This is a genomic window from Methanobacterium sp., from assembly GCF_038562635.1.
Taxonomy (GTDB): domain Archaea; phylum Methanobacteriota; class Methanobacteria; order Methanobacteriales; family Methanobacteriaceae; genus Methanobacterium_D.
The window spans coordinates 2,336,115-2,353,250 of sequence record NZ_JBCFBO010000001.1 but is presented as its reverse complement, the minus strand read 5'-3'; the positions used below and the strand labels follow the sequence as shown (position 1 = coordinate 2,353,250).

Below are 17,136 nucleotides of genomic sequence, written 5' to 3'. Positions count from 1 at the left end.
AAAAAATTAATGAGATACCCCCTAATTTCGTTTTTTATTTGTTAAATTTCCCTATTTTTGGTGTTTTTAATGTTAGTTTCTTTAAGTTTAGATAAATCAATCTCTAGAGATGTTGCAATTATGGTAGATGTTTTAAGAGCTAGCGCTACTATAAATGTTGCTCTAAATAATTTTAATAAAGTTATAGCAGTGAAAGATAAAGATAACGCAGTAGAACTTGCCAAAAAGTACAATGCAGTCCTTGCAGGTGAAAGAGATGGAGCTCCCATTCCAGGATTTGATACTGGAAATTCACCGGTTGAAATGCAAAATTTCAGCGGAGATACCCTTGTACTTACCACTACAAATGGTACCAGAATTCTTGAAGGAATAAAAGCAGCAGCACTGGTTGGATCATTTGTAAATGCAAAATCTGTAGCCCAAAAAGCTTCTGAAATTGCTGAAGATCATATAGAAATAGTAATGGCAGGAGTTAGAGGAAGATTTGCAATTGAAGATTTCCTTGGAGCTGGAGAAATAATATCTTACCTTAAAAATTACGAACTTGATGAAATGGCCATGGCAGCATACATGGCATCGAGAGACGAAGAAATGGTTAAAAAAGCAATCATGAATTCAAAGTCTTCTTTGACCCTCCAAAAACTCGGATTTTTGGAAGACATAAAGTTTAGTATTAAAAAAAATATATATGATATTATCCCCATATATGAAAAAGGGATCATTAAGAATTATACAAATTAAAACGTGAGATTTCTATGGCACCAGAATCACTTGAAATAATCGGAACAGCGCATGTATCAGAAAAAAGTGTTGAAAAAGTTCGAAATACCATTTTAGAGAAAAAACCAGACGTTGTCGCTATTGAACTGGATATTAATCGTTATACTAATCTATTAAATGAAAAAGAAGGGGTTGAAACTCCCAAAGAGGAATTTCAAATTAAAAAACTGATTAAAGGTGACAACCTGACTTTGTTCTTAGTTAGCGGATTTTTATCATATATGCAGCGCAGAATAGGTGATGATGTAGGTGTTAAACCTGGATCAGAGATGATGGCTGCAATAGAAGCGGCAAACGAAATAGGTGCAAAAATTGCATTAATAGATCGTGACATTTCAATAACCCTGAACCGTGCATTAAACAAAATGAGCATCATTGAAAAAATGAAGTTCATATACGGCTTAATAGCATCTTTCTTCAGCAAAGATGAAGAAATTGAAGATATTGAAAGTATAACTGAAGGGGATGCTCTCGAGGAGGTTATGGGATATTTTAAGGAAATGTCACCCAAAGCATATGATGTTCTGGTAAATGAAAGGGACCAGTACATGGCAAGAATGCTTACAGATATTCCAGATGAAAGTGTAGTTGCCGTGGTAGGTGCCGGACATAAAGAAGGAATTACAAGATACATTAATAATCCTGAAGATATCCCTCCACTTTACGACCTTTTAGGTATTAAAAAATCCAGATTTTCATTTATGCAGATTCTACTATTTTTAATACCCGTTGTTTTTATTGCAGTATTTGCAATGGCATTTTTAAGTGGAATTAATATACAGACCAGTATTCTCCAATACGTGCTGCTAACAAGCGGATTATCCTTTGCAGGTTGTATTTTATCTGGATCAAAAATTTATTCTGCAGTAACTGCATTTATCGTGGCGCCATTAACAGTTTTACATCCTCTTCTTGCTGCAGGATGGTTTTCAGGAATTGTAGAAGCCAAAGGAAGAAAAGTAGGAATGGATGACCTGGCAGGTTTTAAAGACTGTGAAAGTTTAAGGGACTTCTGGGATAACAACCTCTTTAGAGTTTTAATAGTTGTAGTTGGGACCAATATTGGCGCATCCATAGGGGCCTTCCTTACGATACCCAATGTATTTTATCCATTAATTCTCAAAATTTCTGCAATCATTAATCCAATACTTATTACAATTTTTAACACATTCAACCCAATATTAAGTAAAATTTTTGGATGGGGATGATTGCAGACCGAAAGCCAACTTTCTGGCTAAATTAGATATTTTTAAATTCTTTTTTTTAAAAAATTTTAAATAAAGTGAAGTTACATTATTAATACAATTCAGTAAATTTAAAAATTAACACAAAAATAATATTCAATAAGTTAACACGTGATTTCATGTATCTCATATTTAGATGCAACTGTGGACGCGCAATGTACTCCAAAGAAGGAGTAATTCAAAAAAAATGTGTTTGCGGTAAAGTATTTAAGGTTAAAAGTCGACGTATCCTTGCAAAAACTGAAGATGTGCAGTTAGCCATCCAGAAAGTTAAAGAATTACAGGAAGAGAAATACGGCGGCGCGGTTTTTACAACCGCCGATAAAATCTGATATTACCTTATTTAATAAATTATAAATAGCTCAATCTCATGACAAGCAGCATCTATAATATTACAAAAAAAGGTGAAAGAAGAAATATAGAATTTAAAGAAAGCCTTAAAAAAGATTATCATCTTCAAAAAGATAGAAAACAGCGCCTTGCATCCCAGATGAAATACCGGATGGAACGGGGTAGCGGAGAAGCTATTTATTTTATAGGTGTAGATGATGATGGAAACCTTCTGGGACTCTCAGATGAGAAAATGGAAGAATCACTATTTGTTTTAAAAAGTATCGCAGAAGAGATAAATTTCACTATTTTAAAAGTTGAGAAGTATCCTGGAAACAACGGCGATATAGCTCGAGTTTTTATTGGTAAAAAAGACCTTTCTAAGCGAGACCATATGCTTGTAGGTGTTGCAGGACATGTAGACCATGGAAAAAGCACACTCATTGGGACGTTAACCACCGGCAGCCTAGATGATGGCTCCGGCAGGACACGGATATTTTTAGATCTGCAGAAACATGAAATAGAAAGAGGGCTTTCAGCAGATCTTTCCTTTGCAATCTATGGATTCTGTAATAGAGAACCTGTAAGGGTTAAAAATCCATTAAATAAAAAAGAAAAAGCGAAGGCTGTTGAAGATTGTGACAAGCTCATATGCTTTGTAGATACTGTAGGCCATGAACCATGGCTTAGAACAACTATAAGAGGAATTGTAGGCCAAAAACTGGACTATGGACTTGTTACAATAGCTGCAGATCAGGGACCAACTCACATTACAAGAGAACATATCGGAATTATAATGGCCATGGATCTGCCTTTAATTGTTGTAATTACCAAAATTGACATGGTAAGTGCAGAAAAAATAAAAGAGACGAAAGATGAAGTGTTTAATCTTTTAAAACTCGTTGGAAGAATTCCGTACATGATAAAAACATGTGAAGACGCTAAATTTGTGGCAGAACATGCCAATCAACATCTTGTCCCAGTGATAAATGTTTCTTCATTAACTGGAGATGGCCTGGAACTTCTCGATGAATTATTTTTAAATCTCGAAGTTGAGGCAAAGGAAGAAGATTCACTGAAACCATTTATGATGTATATAGATAAGATATATTCCGTTGTAGGTGTTGGAGCAGTTGTAAGCGGAACAGTGCGACAGGGGAGAATTAAAAATGGAGATAAGCTGCTTTTAGGCCCCGATGGAACTGGAAAATTTATGGATGTTAGGGCAAAATCCATTGAAATGCACTACTACAAAAAAGATTATGCTGAAGCTGGAGATGTCGTTGGAATCTCAATAAAAGGATCAAATATCGATGATATTAAAAGAGGCATGATTTTATGCGACCCTAACTATGAAAAACGATCTGTTAAGGAATTTGAGGCAGATGTTGCCATATTAGTACATCCAACAACAATTAAAGAAGGTTATGAATGTATAACTCATATAGAAACAATTGCAGAAACTGTTATCTTTGAACCTCTCGACAAAGAGTATATGTCTGCCGGAGATACAGGTAAAGTTAGAATGCAGTTTAAATATAGGCCTTTTTCTGTTAAAGAAGGGCAGAAAATCATATTTAGAGAAGGCAGGAGTAAGGGAATAGGCACCATCACCCGGATCATAGGATGAGAATTAAGTTAAGTTAAAAAATAAGATCTAATCATTCTTTTATAATAAATGAGTTAATATCTACCTAATTTTTATTCCTAAAAACATTGCATTTTTTAATGTAATATTTTTTTATTGTTAAAATTTTAAATTGTTTTAAAGGCTTATTATATCATACTAATCATTTTAAACTGATTAAAACGTATTTTAATGCTTAATTGAAAAGTTATTAATACTGGAAATAGGAATATTACTAATATGATATTACCCATTAACTTTTGATCAGTAAATACCACATCTTCAATTTACTTTTCCAAGCTAGCTTCATTTAAACATTAAATGATTATTAAACTAATCCACACCCTCGAGCTGTTATAATATCTTAAAAAGGTAACTGGAGGTGATTAAATAAATAAAATTATAGGAATTTTGTTATGCCTGTTAATGATGTTCTCAGCAGTTAGTACTAGTTCTGCAGCCGTTATAGGCAGCACTTCATACGGTTATGTAGAAAAGTTCACCTATGGAAATCCATATTCTCCTACAAAGATTGTGTACATAACTGGCGTTCATCCATTGGAAACTGAATTTAGTTACGATGTAGCAAATATTGTTAAAAACACATCAAGCAGCTTAAATTATAGGTATATAGTCTATAAAGTCCATGTAACTAAATCAGCGTCAAATTATACACAAGGAAGAATGAACGGACAACTGCTGGCACAGAAATTCGTTGTCCCAGATGTAATTAAAATTAAACCAACATTTGTATTTGATGTTCATGAAAACCACGGCGCTTCAAGCGGATATAAATATTACAGGTTCTTATATCCAATATCAAAAGGTTCTTACACACTTGGAATTGCTAGATCTATAACTTACAGACTGCCTTCACTGGTAATTTACACCCCACCAAACCCAACAAGCCCTCAGTATGTCACAGTACCAATTGCAAATAAGGGAACACCTGTTATAATTTACGAAACATATCATTTCGATTCAGCTTCTAAAAAGCTACAGGATGCAAGAAGGTTTGTAAATGCAGTGGACAATACCTTATTTTAAATAACCTTCATCTTTTATTTTTTAATTTTTGGACCAGAATCTACTCTAAATAATTATTTATCCTTCAATCACCGAATACATTACAAACATCCATAACATTCCAATTCACAAATAATCACACAAACTAACCATTCAAATAACCATTAATCTCTTCAAGCATTTCGCACGCTTTACAAACATCCATTGAAGACGGTTCACCGCATTTTTTACACTCATACAAACTCGCTGGCTTCTTTTCAAACTGGAATGTTTTGTCAAATGATCTAAGTATATTCGCTTTGGTTCCCTTTCTTTCTGATTCCATCTTGTTTAAAAATCCCTTTATTTTAGACCTTGCAGACATATGAGAATAAGGACATTCTGCAAAATGAACGTCCATATCATTTAAAACTGCCCATGTTCCTACATCTTTTTCAGGTACATTCCAGAGAGGTTTAATTCGTGGAATGAGTTTTTCATGAATGGTATTCAGCTTCGGTCCAAACTTTGAAAATCTTCTAAAATCTGCCCTTGCAAACGTCATAAGAAATGATTGAATTTCATCGTCAAGGTTGTGACCTGTTGCAATTTTACAGGCTCCAACTTCATAGGCTGTTTTGTTCAGTAAGTATCTCCTGAAAACTCCGCATGGTATACATGCGCTCTTATAAAAACTAAAAATATCATCAAGTTTAAAATTAAATTCATCTAAAAATGATTTTTCAATTAATTTGACCCCTATTTCTTCAGCATTTTTCCTTGCTGCTTCCACACCTTCATTTCGGTATCCAGAAATTCCTTCATCAATAGTTATGGCCACCAAATCAAGATTATATTCCTCTTTAAATTTGTTCAGCATGTGCAATGTTAAAATACTGTCTTTTCCACCTGAAAGGGCCACTGCAATTTTTTCATCATGTGCAATCAGCCCATATGTTTCTATTGTTTCTTTCACATTGTTTTCAATGTTTTTGTTGAATTCTTCCTGAGTAACCATAACAGATCAAAATAGGTTTGCAGGTTATTTGAGAAATAGTTTATGTTAAATTAAAAACCCCTGGAGAATTTTCTTAAAATCATTGGAAACTCATGAAAAAAAGTATTTTCAAGACATCTAATGCTTTCTTTTTATAATTTAAAATTTTAAGCCTTAAAAACCCTTAATTTTTGTTATTTATTTCACTTAAAAATGTTGATATACTAAATTAAACATATAATTTATTATGATATCTGCAGAATTAACCATAGTCCCAGTTGGGACATGTGATACAAGCATAAGTAAATATATAGCTGCTGCTACATCTGCATTAGAAGATAATGGCATTAACTATAAACTAACAGGAATGGGCACTTTAATTGAAACAGATAATCCTGACAAACTTTTCACCGCAATAAAAGCCGCTCACGAATCTATATTTAGAGAAGGCGCACAAAGAGTTGAAACCCACGTAAAAATAGACGACAGAAGGGATACAGACAAAACAATGGAAGAAAAAGTGGGTTCAGTTGAACAAAAAATGGGAAAATAGTCATTTCCAGTTTAGGTAATAGCAGTATTTAATTTTTTAATCTAATTTGAGTGCTGATTGATATCAAAGCTCCCTCTTTTTCTAATTAAGATAATACAAAAACAAATTTTCTAATTTACGGCTCTACTCGTTTAATAAAGTTACTCCACATCACTTTCCATATTAAAGATCTATCTAAAAAAATTTATATTCAATGGAAATAATCCTAATTATACTCAATCATATTATCCCAATTAAAAAATATAGAGGTTATCATTTGAATAAGATTGTACTCATAGTTCCAGTTTTAATTTTCATAATTGCCGCATCTGGTTGTACTTATGAAGACAGGGGCCCCGGCGTAAACAATATATATAATAAGAGCGGAATCTACTTTGAATATCCTCATGAATATACAATTAAAGAAGTTAATAGTGCAAATGGAGTATTTGTAGAAGGTGTAAGTGGCTGGGACTATAACTGCACGTTTAAAATATCCAAAGAATACCTTGATAGTGCCGGAAAAGTTGATGGAACAAGTCTAAACGATCTGAAAAACACGACTAATCTTACTACAGCCAATTATACAGTTGAAGAAGTTCAGAACATAACAATAGATAATGTAGATGCATTAGATATAATTTATGCACATTATACAGTTCCCTACGTTAAATATGAATCCATATCATTTGATAAAAATGGGAAAAGGTACAATATACTGTTTGAGTACAAAGGCGTTGGAGTTACAGATACTCGGGCCGTTGTAGCAATTACAGGCACTTTTAAAGTGCTTGAATAATTGTCAATGTTTTTTATAAATTTTTAACTGCATTTCACTTTTAGATGTTAAATTGAGCAATTCAACATTATATCATTAAAGAAAGTTTAAATTTGTTAACTTGATCATATATCAAAAATAAATTCACTAACAAATAAAGCAAAAACTTTTTGAATACTTATTGATACCACAACTATTGTACCTAACAATGGCCATATTTAATAGTTGAAGCCAATAATACATTATCCAGATACTGGATGAATTGTAAGTAAAATTAAATGCACACGGAATCTTTTGCCGGTTTACTTTTTATATAATTAAATCTATATCTCTTGTGATGAATAGAATTAAGAGTTTAAATCCGCAGTATGTATTTATTGTTCTGGGATTGATTTATGGAATAGCTTTTTTAGTATTAATTCCTCCTTTTCAGGTTCCTGATGAATATGAACATTATTATAAGTCATGGGACATAAGCAATGGACATATAATTCCGGAAAAAATAGGAAATAAAGCAGGGGTTTCAGTTCCAGAGTCTGTAAAAATCATGACAGACAGCGTCTATCAAAAATGGAAATACTACATTTTAAACAATCAATCAATGGACATGGAATACCTATTAAATCTTCCACTTAAAAGCAGTACTAATACTTTTGTAGATATTTCAAAGTATGCTGTGGTAACTTATTCTCCACTCCCATATTTAGCCTCTGCATTAAGTATAGCTCTTGGAAAATTGTTTGATTTATCCCCCTTAATATTGCTGTATTTAGGGAGATTCGGAAATCTATTACTATGGTTACTCATCATATTTTTAGCAATTAAGATAACTCCTGTGTTTAAATGGGGCTTCTTAGTCATAGCTTTAATGCCAATGACGCTATTTCAGGCAGCTTCCCTTTCGGCAGACGGTATAGCCATTTCATTATCATTTCTTACCATTGCAATTTTCCTTAAATTAGCCCTGGATGACGGCATTAAACAAATAACGTCAAAACACATCGCAATAATAATACTAATTAGTTTACTATTAAGTTTAGCTAAAATGCCATATATCATGCTGATTCTTCTGTTCTTCTTAATCCCTTCCAAGAAATTTGAAGGCAGAACCAAAATGTTCAAGATATTTGGACTTACGTTTTTACTCGGGGTTCTAGTAATTGCATTCTGGAACTTTATGGTTAATGGACTGTATATGCCCCTCGATCCAGGCATATCCCTCCAAGATCAATTACTTTATATTTTGCATTATCCCATAGACTTCATTCAAACCATGTTAAACACTTCATCCCAGTATGCAGGAGAACTTCCATTTATAGTGGTCGGTAACTGGGCTTACGCAAATTCACCTATTCCAAATCTGATTTACTACATGTATTTCTTTATAATACTTTTAGTAGCTGCTTTTGATAAGGGTTCTTTTAAAATAAATCTCAAGCAAAGATATACTATTTTAGGAGTATTTTTGTTAATTACAGGAACCATTTTCGTCCTTGAATATCTTACATGGACATATACTGGAGCACCAGTAATACATGGAATTCAAGGCAGATATTTAATTCCAGTATTGCCCTTGCTGTTTTTAACCCTGTATGAAAAGGGCGAACGAACTAAAAACAGATTATTGGTTGAATTGATGTTGAGCTTGCTTATCATTTTAATTCTGTCAAAAGTAGTGCTTATTTTTATAAACTATTACTACATGAGTTATTTCTAAAATAAAAAGAAATCCCCAAACACTATTTAAACTATTACTACATGAGTTATTTCAATAAATAAAAAGAAATCCCCAAACATTTTTTGTTTGGGTTCTAAATTTTAATTTTCAAATAGCAAATTGTACTTAAATTACCGAGGCATTCCTTCCCCAGGTTCTTTAAACTCTTCTTTTTCGCTTTCTCCTTCCATCTTTTCTTTAGCTTCTCCAGTCTCTGCCATTTTCCGTAAATAGTCTGCTACAACATCTTTGGCTCCTACTCCTACTGCAATTCCTATTGCAATCGCCAGACCTGCAGAAATTCCCCATGCCAGCGGAACCAGGAAAGTATAGATAATTGCAGTTTGAATACGCCATTGGTCTAATGCAATTACAATTACCACTATAGAAAGCAGTGCCTGTAATCCGACGATTATCCAGTTAGTAAATGGAACATCTTCTCCTTTTAGCATGCCTCCTACCCATTTCATGAGGAAATTAACTGCTATTAATCCTATAACAAGTACCAGTACACCTGCGATAAGATTAGGTATATATAACACTACTGCATTCAGGAAATCCGCGAAAATTGGTATGTTTAAGACGTTTACAGCGGCCATTATGAATATCAGATATATGAACCATTTAAATAATGAACCAAATAGCCCAGATATAGTCATTCCCGACTTTTCCAGTGTTGTACCAAAGTCAGTTTTGCCCACCGTTTCATCAATATTGGTTTTCTGGAGTAGTTTAGATAAAAGCCTACCACCTACACGCCCTACAATCCATCCAATTATCAGGATTATAATAGCACCAATTAAAGCTGGCAGGAACTGAATTATCATATTTGCAGAATTCGTAATGCCTTGTTGCACATTTTCAAAAACCACGTTATCAACCTCCAAAATCCCTCAAAAATTCTGTGAATTTTTGGGGCGCAAATCAAAGATTTGCAAGCTCTGATTTTGGGGTTCTCGAAATTCTATGAATTTCAGAACGTCAAAATTAAAATTTCGACAGTTCCAAAATTCCTCAAAAAATCGAAGATTTTTTGGGCATGCAAAACTTCGTTTTGCGGTTGCGAAGCGAAGCTTCGCAAACATCAAAAACCTATGGTTTTTTGAAAGCTTCGAATTTTGAGACCCCAAAATATTGAAAATATTTGTTGGGTCATCAAATGTTTCACATTTGGAACGTCAAAATCAAAGATTTTGACAGTTCCAAAAATTCTACATGAATTTTTGAGAACCTCCACGCCATACAATTATTATATAATATGTTCTATAAAAATTAATACTAAATTAATAAAAAGTATTAATAATTATTTATGACATATTCCTATTTAAAAAGTAAACCATAAAAAGTGATAATATTAAAAATAAATATCATGAATAACTATTTTTCAAAAAAACAAGTAAAAATAAGGTTATATTTTACTAAAAAATAATTAACCAGATTTATTAAAAAAATAAAATTTTTAAATTATTTAAAAATTTTATCCGAAGCATCTTGAAGTACAGATACTATTTTTCCAAAATCTTCAGCAGTTAAGGTAGGATTTACAGGAAGAGATAAAACTTCAGCCGCTGCTTTTTCCGCTTCAGGACAGTCGGCCGCGTATCCTAAATCTTCATAAAGTTTTTGGTTGTATATGGTCCTAGGATAATGAACTCCAGTTCCAATTCCTTCATTGTTTAAAAATTCCTTTAATTCATCTCTTTTACCATCTTCTACCTTTACTGTGTACTGATGGAACACATGCCTAACATTTTCAGCCACATATGGTGATTCAATCCCTTCAATTGAATTTATATGTTCAGTTAAATATTCTGCATTTTCTATTCTTTTCTCATTGAACTCTTCAAGCCGTTTAATTTGAACTACACCTATTGCTGCTGCGATATCAGTCATTCTGAAGTTATATCCCAATGTAACATGTTCATATCTTTCACTTTCACCATGAGCCCGTATAGCACGTGCATCTTTGTCAAATGCATCATCATCAGTGGTTATTATACCGCCTTCACCCGTGGTAATATTTTTTGTAGGATAAAAACTGAAACAAGCCATATCTCCAATGGACCCTACTTTTTTACCATGGTAAATAGCTCCATGAGCCTGTGCAGCGTCTTCTATTACTTTTAAGTCATGATCTTCCGCTATTTTGCATATCTGATCCATATCTGCAGGCTGTCCGTACAAATGAACCGGTAATATAGCCTTTGTTTTATCTGTTATAGCTTCCTCGATTTTTTCAGGGTTTATATTATATGTTTTAGGGTCTATATCCACAAATACAGGTTTTCCACCAGCATAAAGGACAGAATTTGCTGTTGCAGCAAAGGAAAACGGAGTGGTTATTACTTCATCACCTTTACCAATTCCAGCACAAAGAAGGGCAACATGTAATGCTGTGGTCCCAGAACTTGTAGCAGCAGCATGTCTAGTGCCAATATATTCTGCAAACTTTTCTTCGAATTCAGCAACTTTTGGCCCTTGTGCAATGAATCCAGATCTTAAAACAGCCTCTACTTCCTTAATTTCTTCATCACCAATAAATGGTTTAGCAATTGGTATCATCAAGTATCACCTTTAATTAATCAAGATTAGTTTAAAGTAAAAATAAACGATAAACATCAAACAACAATTATTATCTCACCCATCGTTTATTTTTATAATATTTATTTCAACTTTCAAATATTTAAAGTGGCTTGAGTTATCTAAATTTTTATTTTAAAATGATAGTTTATTATTTGACTGCACTTTTTCAATCTAAATTAGGCTGAATTAAAAATTAATTGGTTTTAAATTAACCATTTTTTTAGTTATATTCCCTAAAATTGATTTTTACATAACCCTTAAAAATAGATAAAAAGTAATTTAAATAAATTTAACTAAGTTCTGCGTCTTCCCATCTAAATATATCCCTTAATTTATCTTTTTTATTCCAGAATATAATTACCACTGCAATTACAGCGACTGCGGTTGTTGTAAGAATATCGCCCAAAGGACTAGATGACGCCATTATGATAGAAGGTAAATTACCAAATATACCATCAGGAGTACTAACTACAAGCACCGCATAAAGATTATTAATGACATGTATTCCAACTGCAGTTTCTATACCGCCTTCCCCCAAAGTTATAATACCCAGCGCTATACCGATTATAACTGTTTCAATTAATGGAAATATGCTTAAGGTCATACCCGTTCCATTCATAATATGTCCAAGGCCAAACAAAAAGGAAGTAGCTAAAATGGGTACAATTGGTTTTTTACTTAATAAACCTACTCCCTGCATTAAATATCCCCTGAAAAATACTTCTTCAAATGATGCCTGTATTGGAAATGTTATCAAACTTAAAATCAAAAGCAAACCAAAGGTACTGGGATTAAATGTTACCTTATAACTTGCAGGATTAATCAAATAGAAGATTAAAGTTAACATTCCCAATATTAAAAACCATAATACTGCTCCTTTTATCATCCTAACCCAATTAATTCGCGATTTAGTAGTAAATAACGATATGAATGGCCTTCGATGTATAAAACGTGTGCAAAGATAAAAAACAAAGTATGAAGCTGCAAAACCAACTAATGCCAGCGCTACCAGAAACAGCGAATTCGATTGAATAGATTGAATATTTAAACCCACTGCAGAAATACCATTTTGCATAATTAAGAATACTACAAAAAGCACAGCCACAAGAATTCCTACTATTCCCTGTATTCCCCATGTCGCTACAATCGTGACAATGTATCTCCACCAGCTATTTTTACCCACTTCTGCATTATATAAAAATGGAATTTTTGATATAATTATTCCCCCATTAGTTCTAGTACTAGAGTATAACTATTTGTATTTAATTATTAATAATATTCATTCATTTGATTTATAGTGAATAACCAAATGTTCTGGATTAGTTGATCTATACAAAATGTATTTACATGCTTTAAAACTAAACCTAAATTTAATTACCTAAATTTATTAAGTTTAAAAAGTATGTTATTCACTGTAACATAAATAAGTTGTATAAAATCATATTTACTTCCATTAGAAAAATGATTTTAACCTGATAAAAATAATTAAATTATAATGCAGTTCAGTTTGTTCCCATTAAAAATCTAATTTTTAATTAATTTGCAACACTTTAAGTAATTTAATTTCAGGGAAATGAATTTAAAGTTATAAAAGATTAAATTAATAAATGAATTTACTATATTTTAATAATTCTAAAAAATTTGTATTTGATTAAATTTACCTATTCAATTTATTTAAAAACAATCATAAAAAGGGCATGGTTAAATTATGGACACTAAAATCATTCATGAAGGGCTTGTAACGATTAAAACCCCCGAATTTGATAAAATATCGTCTAAAGCTCCCGTTTTTTACAATCCAGTAATGGAACTTAACAGAGACATATCTGTAATTGCAATAAAGACTTATAAAGAAGAATTAGAGCATGAAATCAACATATGTGATGCTTTTGGAGGAAGTGGAATCAGAGGCGTGAGATATGCAAAGGAGATAGAAAATGTCTCCAGGGTAGTTGTAACTGATATAAACCCCTTAGCAATCCAATTTGCAAATGAAAATATTGAAATAAACGATTTAAACAACGTAAAAACATGCAAAGAGGATGCAAACATTTTACTTAGGAAATGCAAAGGAAAATTCGACATTGTGGATATAGATCCATTCGGTACCCCATCTTATTACATGGAATCTGCAGGAATTAGTTTAAAAGCAGGAGGAATGATCTGCGCAACAGCTACTGACACTTCAGGGCTATGTGGGACGTATAAAGATCCATGTGTTAGAAAATACGGCGCCATGCCCCTTAAAACTGAATACTGTCATGAGCTAGGGGTTAGAATTCTTGCAGGATTTATTGCAAGGACATTTTCCAAATATAAAAAGTGCATTGAAATATTATTCTCACACAGTACTGAGCACTACATGCGAATATATGCAAGGGTCAAAAAAGGAGCAAAGATAACAGACGAATCCCTAAAAAAGGACATAGGATACGTATTGCACTGTGAAAACTGCCTTAATAGAACTGTAGTTCAAGGTATAACTCCTAAAACCAGTTCTATCTGCCCAGTATGTGGTAAAAATTTTAAGACTGTAGGTCCCCTGTGGTGCAGCAGTATTTTAGATCAGCAGTTTATAGAAACAATGCTAAAAAATATGGAAAATACAAAGATAAATCAGGAAAAAAAAGCGTCTAAACTTTTGAATGTGACATACCAAGAAGCAAACGGTCCTGCAACTTTTTATGACCTCCACCAGATCTGTAAAAAAATGAAAACAAGCTCTCCTCGTCTTGATGCTGTTTTAGAATTAATTAAAGAAGAGGGATATTTCGTATCAAGAACTCATTTTAAACCTACAGGGATTAAGACAGACGCCCCTGTGGATAAACTAAAAGAAATAATCTCGCGCTTAAAAACATGCGACCCGGTTTAATACTCTTGAAATATATAACCCAAATATGACTTTGAAATCTCTAAGTCTTGAGAAGTATGTTTATGTAATTGAAAAAATAACTTTTCATATTTTAAATCTAAAAATAAAATGAGTAAAAACTAAAAAAATAATTTTAATGCTTAAAAATGAATTTATTCATAATCAAGCATCCCGTGTGTGTAATAATACTGGAGCGATGAAGCGTGCGACAGCTCGAAATTCCTGTAAGGATCACCTAAGTACGGCAATAGCATCCCTTTAAGCGTATAATAATATGCCGGGATTATTCCATATTCTCTTCTCACTATATCAAAAAATAGTGGATATCCACAGCCCTGAGTTATCATAGGGTTTCCGCTTCTTGCCGTTCCGTGCCATACCATTGGAATAGGGCCTACCTGACCATGTTCCTTTGCAAGTTCATATACATGATCCATCGCCTCTTCATAGGTGTTGTAGACTTTTCCATCGGATTTGTAGGTATATCTGCCATCAGGAACACCGAATAAGGCAACTTTAAGTGAATCAAAATAGTTTACATTACCTGCAGCACCGTTACCCTGAGTATCATGGAACGCCAGTTCTATTATATATACATCCCCTTCTTTATAGCTACGATAGTTCGAACTTCCAGCAAAGTGCACAACTAGAGCACATTTTGACCCTCTCTCTTCCGCATATTTTGCAAGTAGTTCAGAGTGCGGATGTCCAGGGTACATGTCTGGATTAGCAAGTTTAACAAATCCTAGCCTTCCTAATGGTTCTATATCTCCATTTGCACTTGAAGCATAGATATAACCCCCAATAAGCAATAAGATTACTATAACGACTATTCCCCATTTCATTTGTTCACCTGCACTTTGCATATGTGCAATAAATATTAATTTAATTTGTAATAATTGTAAATATTTGCTTAAAGCTAATTATTTTTGTTCTTTCCGTTTTAAATTAAAGTTTAATAATCTTTAAATATCATTTTTCATCATAGTAGTTAAATTTTTGCCCTATTAATGATCTTAATTAAAAGGAGATACTTATAAAAAACCGAAAAAAACACTTATTTATTGAAAATAAAAGCAATACAAACTAAATATTTACTTTTTAATTATTAAATTTTGTTATTTTTGTTAAACATTATTTTATTTATATATGTGAAACACTATATGAAATAATTGGCACATGCCACATAAAATTAAAGGAGGTTAAACCATGGATATTGGAGAAAATATATCTGATAGTATTAGATACCCTACATCCGATTTAGGGAAACTTTTGATATTAGGCATACTGATGATTATTCCCATAATAAATTTTATAGGTATAGGCTACTTTTTAAGAGCCCTGAAATCAAATTTAGCAGGAATATCAGAACTCCCTAATTTTGATGACATTGGTGAATTATTTATCGATGGTCTTAAACTATTCATAGTAGGGATAATTTACAGCATTCCCGTTTGGATAATATCTGCAGGTTTAGGAGCAGGACAAAATGTAGCCATGAATGCAGGCATGCTTTCTGGAGCTGCTTTTTATGCATTAATTGCAGGATACATAGTTTATGTAATATTAGCCATAATTATAGGTTTTATAGAGATTATTGCAGTAGCCAATTTAGCATATAACGATGGAGAATTTAGTGCAGCGTTTAGATTCAGTGAAATACTTGATTATATATCCCAAATCGGATGGGTAGATTATATAATTTGGTATATTGTAGTGGTATTAGTATCTTTAATTATCGGTTTAATTGCAGTAGCTATCACATTTGTACTCGCAATTACAATTATTGGCATTATATTAATTCCAGTGCTTTTCATCTTAGTACTAGCATACATATCACTGTTCTATGCAAGATCCCTATCACTACTATTCTTATCCCAAGAGATGAGATATAATTCTAACGAATCAGTGCAAGAACCTTCAAAATAAACAATATTTTTTTATTTTTTTTATTTTTTAAATCTTATTTTAACCTAAAATTCAGATTTCCTAAAAACGATAATTTTTGTTTTAAATAATTATATATTCTCATCAAACCAGTTAATTTTATAAGAATGTGCAACGTATTTAAATTATAAATTGATAACATGTAAACATTGTTCATAATTTTCATTAATTAAAAATACAGTGATAAAAATGAGAGATGACGAGGGACCAACCAAACTAGATGAAATTGACAGGAAAATTCTTAACTTATTAAATGAAGACGGAAGAATGTCTTACAGGAAGATCTCACGTGAATTAGACATATCCGTAGGTACAGTTCACAACAGAGTTGATAAATTTACAAAAACAGGAATCATTAAAAAATTTGTTCCACTTCTAGATCACTCTAAAGTTGGATATAAATTAACTACTGTAATTGGCGTTAAAGTCAAAGGCGGAGTTTTACGAAATTGGGAAGATAAAACAGCCTATAACAAAAATGTACTTGGTATATACGATGTTACTGGCGAATATGATGCCATATTAATAGCTAAATTCAGAGATACGACCGAACTTGATGCGTTCATAAAAGAACTCCTAAAAGAGCCAGATGTACAGAGAACATATACCCAAACCGTTTTAAATATAGTAAAGGAAGATCTTGGCTCTTCCGAAATTATCGAAGAAGAAGATAACGAAATTTAATTTTTAAGGTAAATTAACCATTTATTTTTTTAAATTA

The 17,136-nt window shown here is 32.5% G+C and carries 16 protein-coding genes; 11 read left to right on the top strand and 5 right to left on the bottom strand.

Translation table 11 applies throughout. The annotated features are described in order from the left end of the window. Positions 1 to 69 precede the first annotated feature (69 nt). The 5 genes from comB to AAGU07_RS11540 all read left to right on the top strand — a co-directional run bounded on the left by comB (position 70) and on the right by AAGU07_RS11540 (position 5,028). Positions 70 to 741: a 2-phosphosulfolactate phosphatase gene (gene comB, locus AAGU07_RS11560; RefSeq protein WP_342459222.1), complete on the top strand. Its 672-nt coding sequence runs from the start codon at positions 70 to 72 to the stop codon at positions 739 to 741. Positions 742 to 755: 14 nt separating this feature from the next. Next, on the top strand, positions 756 to 1,988 hold the full coding sequence (locus AAGU07_RS11555; RefSeq protein WP_342459221.1) for a TraB/GumN family protein: 1,233 nt from the start codon (positions 756 to 758) through the stop codon (positions 1,986 to 1,988). Positions 1,989 to 2,143: 155 nt separating this feature from the next. Continuing rightward, positions 2,144 to 2,356, top strand: coding sequence for a DUF1922 domain-containing protein (locus tag AAGU07_RS11550; RefSeq protein WP_048081829.1), 213 nt, complete (start codon positions 2,144 to 2,146; stop codon positions 2,354 to 2,356). A 38-nt stretch (positions 2,357 to 2,394) separates the two neighbouring features. Next, positions 2,395 to 3,984 carry a GTP-binding protein gene (locus AAGU07_RS11545; protein ID WP_342459220.1) on the top strand — a complete coding sequence of 530 codons (1,590 nt, stop codon included), beginning with the start codon at positions 2,395 to 2,397 and terminating at the stop codon, positions 3,982 to 3,984. 426 nt (positions 3,985 to 4,410) lie between these two features. Next, positions 4,411 to 5,028 carry a hypothetical protein gene (locus AAGU07_RS11540; protein WP_342459219.1) on the top strand — a complete coding sequence of 206 codons (618 nt, stop codon included), beginning with the start codon at positions 4,411 to 4,413 and terminating at the stop codon, positions 5,026 to 5,028. 124 nt (positions 5,029 to 5,152) lie between these two features. Here AAGU07_RS11540 and AAGU07_RS11535 read toward each other — a convergent pair whose 3' ends face one another. Further along, complete coding sequence (locus AAGU07_RS11535; RefSeq protein ID WP_342459218.1) at positions 5,153 to 6,004, bottom strand: TIGR00269 family protein; 852 nt, start codon at positions 6,002 to 6,004, stop codon at positions 5,153 to 5,155. Positions 6,005 to 6,230: 226 nt separating this feature from the next. Here AAGU07_RS11535 and AAGU07_RS11530 point away from each other — a divergent pair, with 226 nt between their 5' ends. The 3 genes from AAGU07_RS11530 (at position 6,231) to AAGU07_RS11520 (ending at position 9,010) form a co-directional block, all read left to right on the top strand. After that, positions 6,231 to 6,536: an MTH1187 family thiamine-binding protein gene (locus tag AAGU07_RS11530; RefSeq protein WP_342459217.1), complete on the top strand. Its 306-nt coding sequence runs from the start codon at positions 6,231 to 6,233 to the stop codon at positions 6,534 to 6,536. 256 nt (positions 6,537 to 6,792) lie between these two features. Next, complete coding sequence (locus AAGU07_RS11525; protein WP_342459216.1) at positions 6,793 to 7,314, top strand: hypothetical protein; 522 nt, start codon at positions 6,793 to 6,795, stop codon at positions 7,312 to 7,314. Between the two features lie 316 nt (positions 7,315 to 7,630). After that, on the top strand, positions 7,631 to 9,010 hold the full coding sequence (locus AAGU07_RS11520; protein ID WP_342459215.1) for a DUF2142 domain-containing protein: 1,380 nt from the start codon (positions 7,631 to 7,633) through the stop codon (positions 9,008 to 9,010). 131 nt (positions 9,011 to 9,141) lie between these two features. Here AAGU07_RS11520 and AAGU07_RS11515 read toward each other — a convergent pair whose 3' ends face one another. The 3 genes from AAGU07_RS11515 to AAGU07_RS11505 form a co-directional block, all read right to left on the bottom strand. Then, on the bottom strand, positions 9,142 to 9,882 hold the full coding sequence (locus tag AAGU07_RS11515; protein WP_342459214.1) for a hypothetical protein: 741 nt from the start codon (positions 9,880 to 9,882) through the stop codon (positions 9,142 to 9,144). A gap of 592 nt (positions 9,883 to 10,474) precedes the next feature. After that, positions 10,475 to 11,572 carry a DegT/DnrJ/EryC1/StrS family aminotransferase gene (locus AAGU07_RS11510; RefSeq protein WP_342459213.1) on the bottom strand — a complete coding sequence of 366 codons (1,098 nt, stop codon included), beginning with the start codon at positions 11,570 to 11,572 and terminating at the stop codon, positions 10,475 to 10,477. A gap of 310 nt (positions 11,573 to 11,882) precedes the next feature. Further along, a complete protein-coding gene (locus AAGU07_RS11505) occupies positions 11,883 to 12,776 on the bottom strand; it encodes a type II CAAX endopeptidase family protein (protein ID WP_342459212.1) in 894 nt (297 codons plus the stop codon). 525 nt (positions 12,777 to 13,301) lie between these two features. Between AAGU07_RS11505 and AAGU07_RS11500 the strand changes: the two genes are divergently transcribed. Further along, positions 13,302 to 14,468 carry a tRNA (guanine(10)-N(2))-dimethyltransferase gene (locus tag AAGU07_RS11500; protein ID WP_342459211.1) on the top strand — a complete coding sequence of 389 codons (1,167 nt, stop codon included), beginning with the start codon at positions 13,302 to 13,304 and terminating at the stop codon, positions 14,466 to 14,468. A 152-nt stretch (positions 14,469 to 14,620) separates the two neighbouring features. Here the strand turns inward: AAGU07_RS11500 and AAGU07_RS11495 are convergent, their stop codons facing one another. Further along, positions 14,621 to 15,313: a hypothetical protein gene (locus tag AAGU07_RS11495; RefSeq protein WP_342459210.1), complete on the bottom strand. Its 693-nt coding sequence runs from the start codon at positions 15,311 to 15,313 to the stop codon at positions 14,621 to 14,623. A gap of 364 nt (positions 15,314 to 15,677) precedes the next feature. Here AAGU07_RS11495 and AAGU07_RS11490 point away from each other — a divergent pair, with 364 nt between their 5' ends. Both AAGU07_RS11490 and AAGU07_RS11485 read left to right on the top strand, forming a co-directional pair. Beyond that, the gene (locus AAGU07_RS11490; RefSeq protein ID WP_342459209.1) at positions 15,678 to 16,397 is read left to right on the top strand and encodes a DUF4013 domain-containing protein; all 720 of its coding nucleotides are present in this window, start codon (positions 15,678 to 15,680) and stop codon (positions 16,395 to 16,397) included. 207 nt (positions 16,398 to 16,604) lie between these two features. Further along, positions 16,605 to 17,099, top strand: coding sequence for an Lrp/AsnC family transcriptional regulator (locus AAGU07_RS11485; RefSeq protein ID WP_342459208.1), 495 nt, complete (start codon positions 16,605 to 16,607; stop codon positions 17,097 to 17,099). Positions 17,100 to 17,136: the final 37 nt, after the last annotated feature.

Bases quoted from the DNA above. Each gene is read 5' to 3' on its own strand.
- comB (WP_342459222.1), top strand. From the start codon at position 70: ATGTTAGTTTCTTTAAGTTTAGATAAATCAATCTCTAGAGATGTTGCA.
- AAGU07_RS11555 (WP_342459221.1), top strand. From the start codon at position 756: ATGGCACCAGAATCACTTGAAATAATCGGAACAGCGCATGTATCAGAA.
- AAGU07_RS11550 (WP_048081829.1), top strand. From the start codon at position 2,144: ATGTATCTCATATTTAGATGCAACTGTGGACGCGCAATGTACTCCAAA.
- AAGU07_RS11545 (WP_342459220.1), top strand. From the start codon at position 2,395: ATGACAAGCAGCATCTATAATATTACAAAAAAAGGTGAAAGAAGAAAT.
- AAGU07_RS11540 (WP_342459219.1), top strand. From the start codon at position 4,411: ATGTTCTCAGCAGTTAGTACTAGTTCTGCAGCCGTTATAGGCAGCACT.
- AAGU07_RS11535 (WP_342459218.1), bottom strand. From the start codon at position 6,004: ATGGTTACTCAGGAAGAATTCAACAAAAACATTGAAAACAATGTGAAA.
- AAGU07_RS11530 (WP_342459217.1), top strand. From the start codon at position 6,231: ATGATATCTGCAGAATTAACCATAGTCCCAGTTGGGACATGTGATACA.
- AAGU07_RS11520 (WP_342459215.1), top strand. From the start codon at position 7,631: ATGAATAGAATTAAGAGTTTAAATCCGCAGTATGTATTTATTGTTCTG.
- AAGU07_RS11510 (WP_342459213.1), bottom strand. From the start codon at position 11,572: ATGATACCAATTGCTAAACCATTTATTGGTGATGAAGAAATTAAGGAA.
- AAGU07_RS11500 (WP_342459211.1), top strand. From the start codon at position 13,302: ATGGACACTAAAATCATTCATGAAGGGCTTGTAACGATTAAAACCCCC.
- AAGU07_RS11495 (WP_342459210.1), bottom strand. From the start codon at position 15,313: ATGAAATGGGGAATAGTCGTTATAGTAATCTTATTGCTTATTGGGGGT.
- AAGU07_RS11490 (WP_342459209.1), top strand. From the start codon at position 15,678: ATGGATATTGGAGAAAATATATCTGATAGTATTAGATACCCTACATCC.
- AAGU07_RS11485 (WP_342459208.1), top strand. From the start codon at position 16,605: ATGAGAGATGACGAGGGACCAACCAAACTAGATGAAATTGACAGGAAA.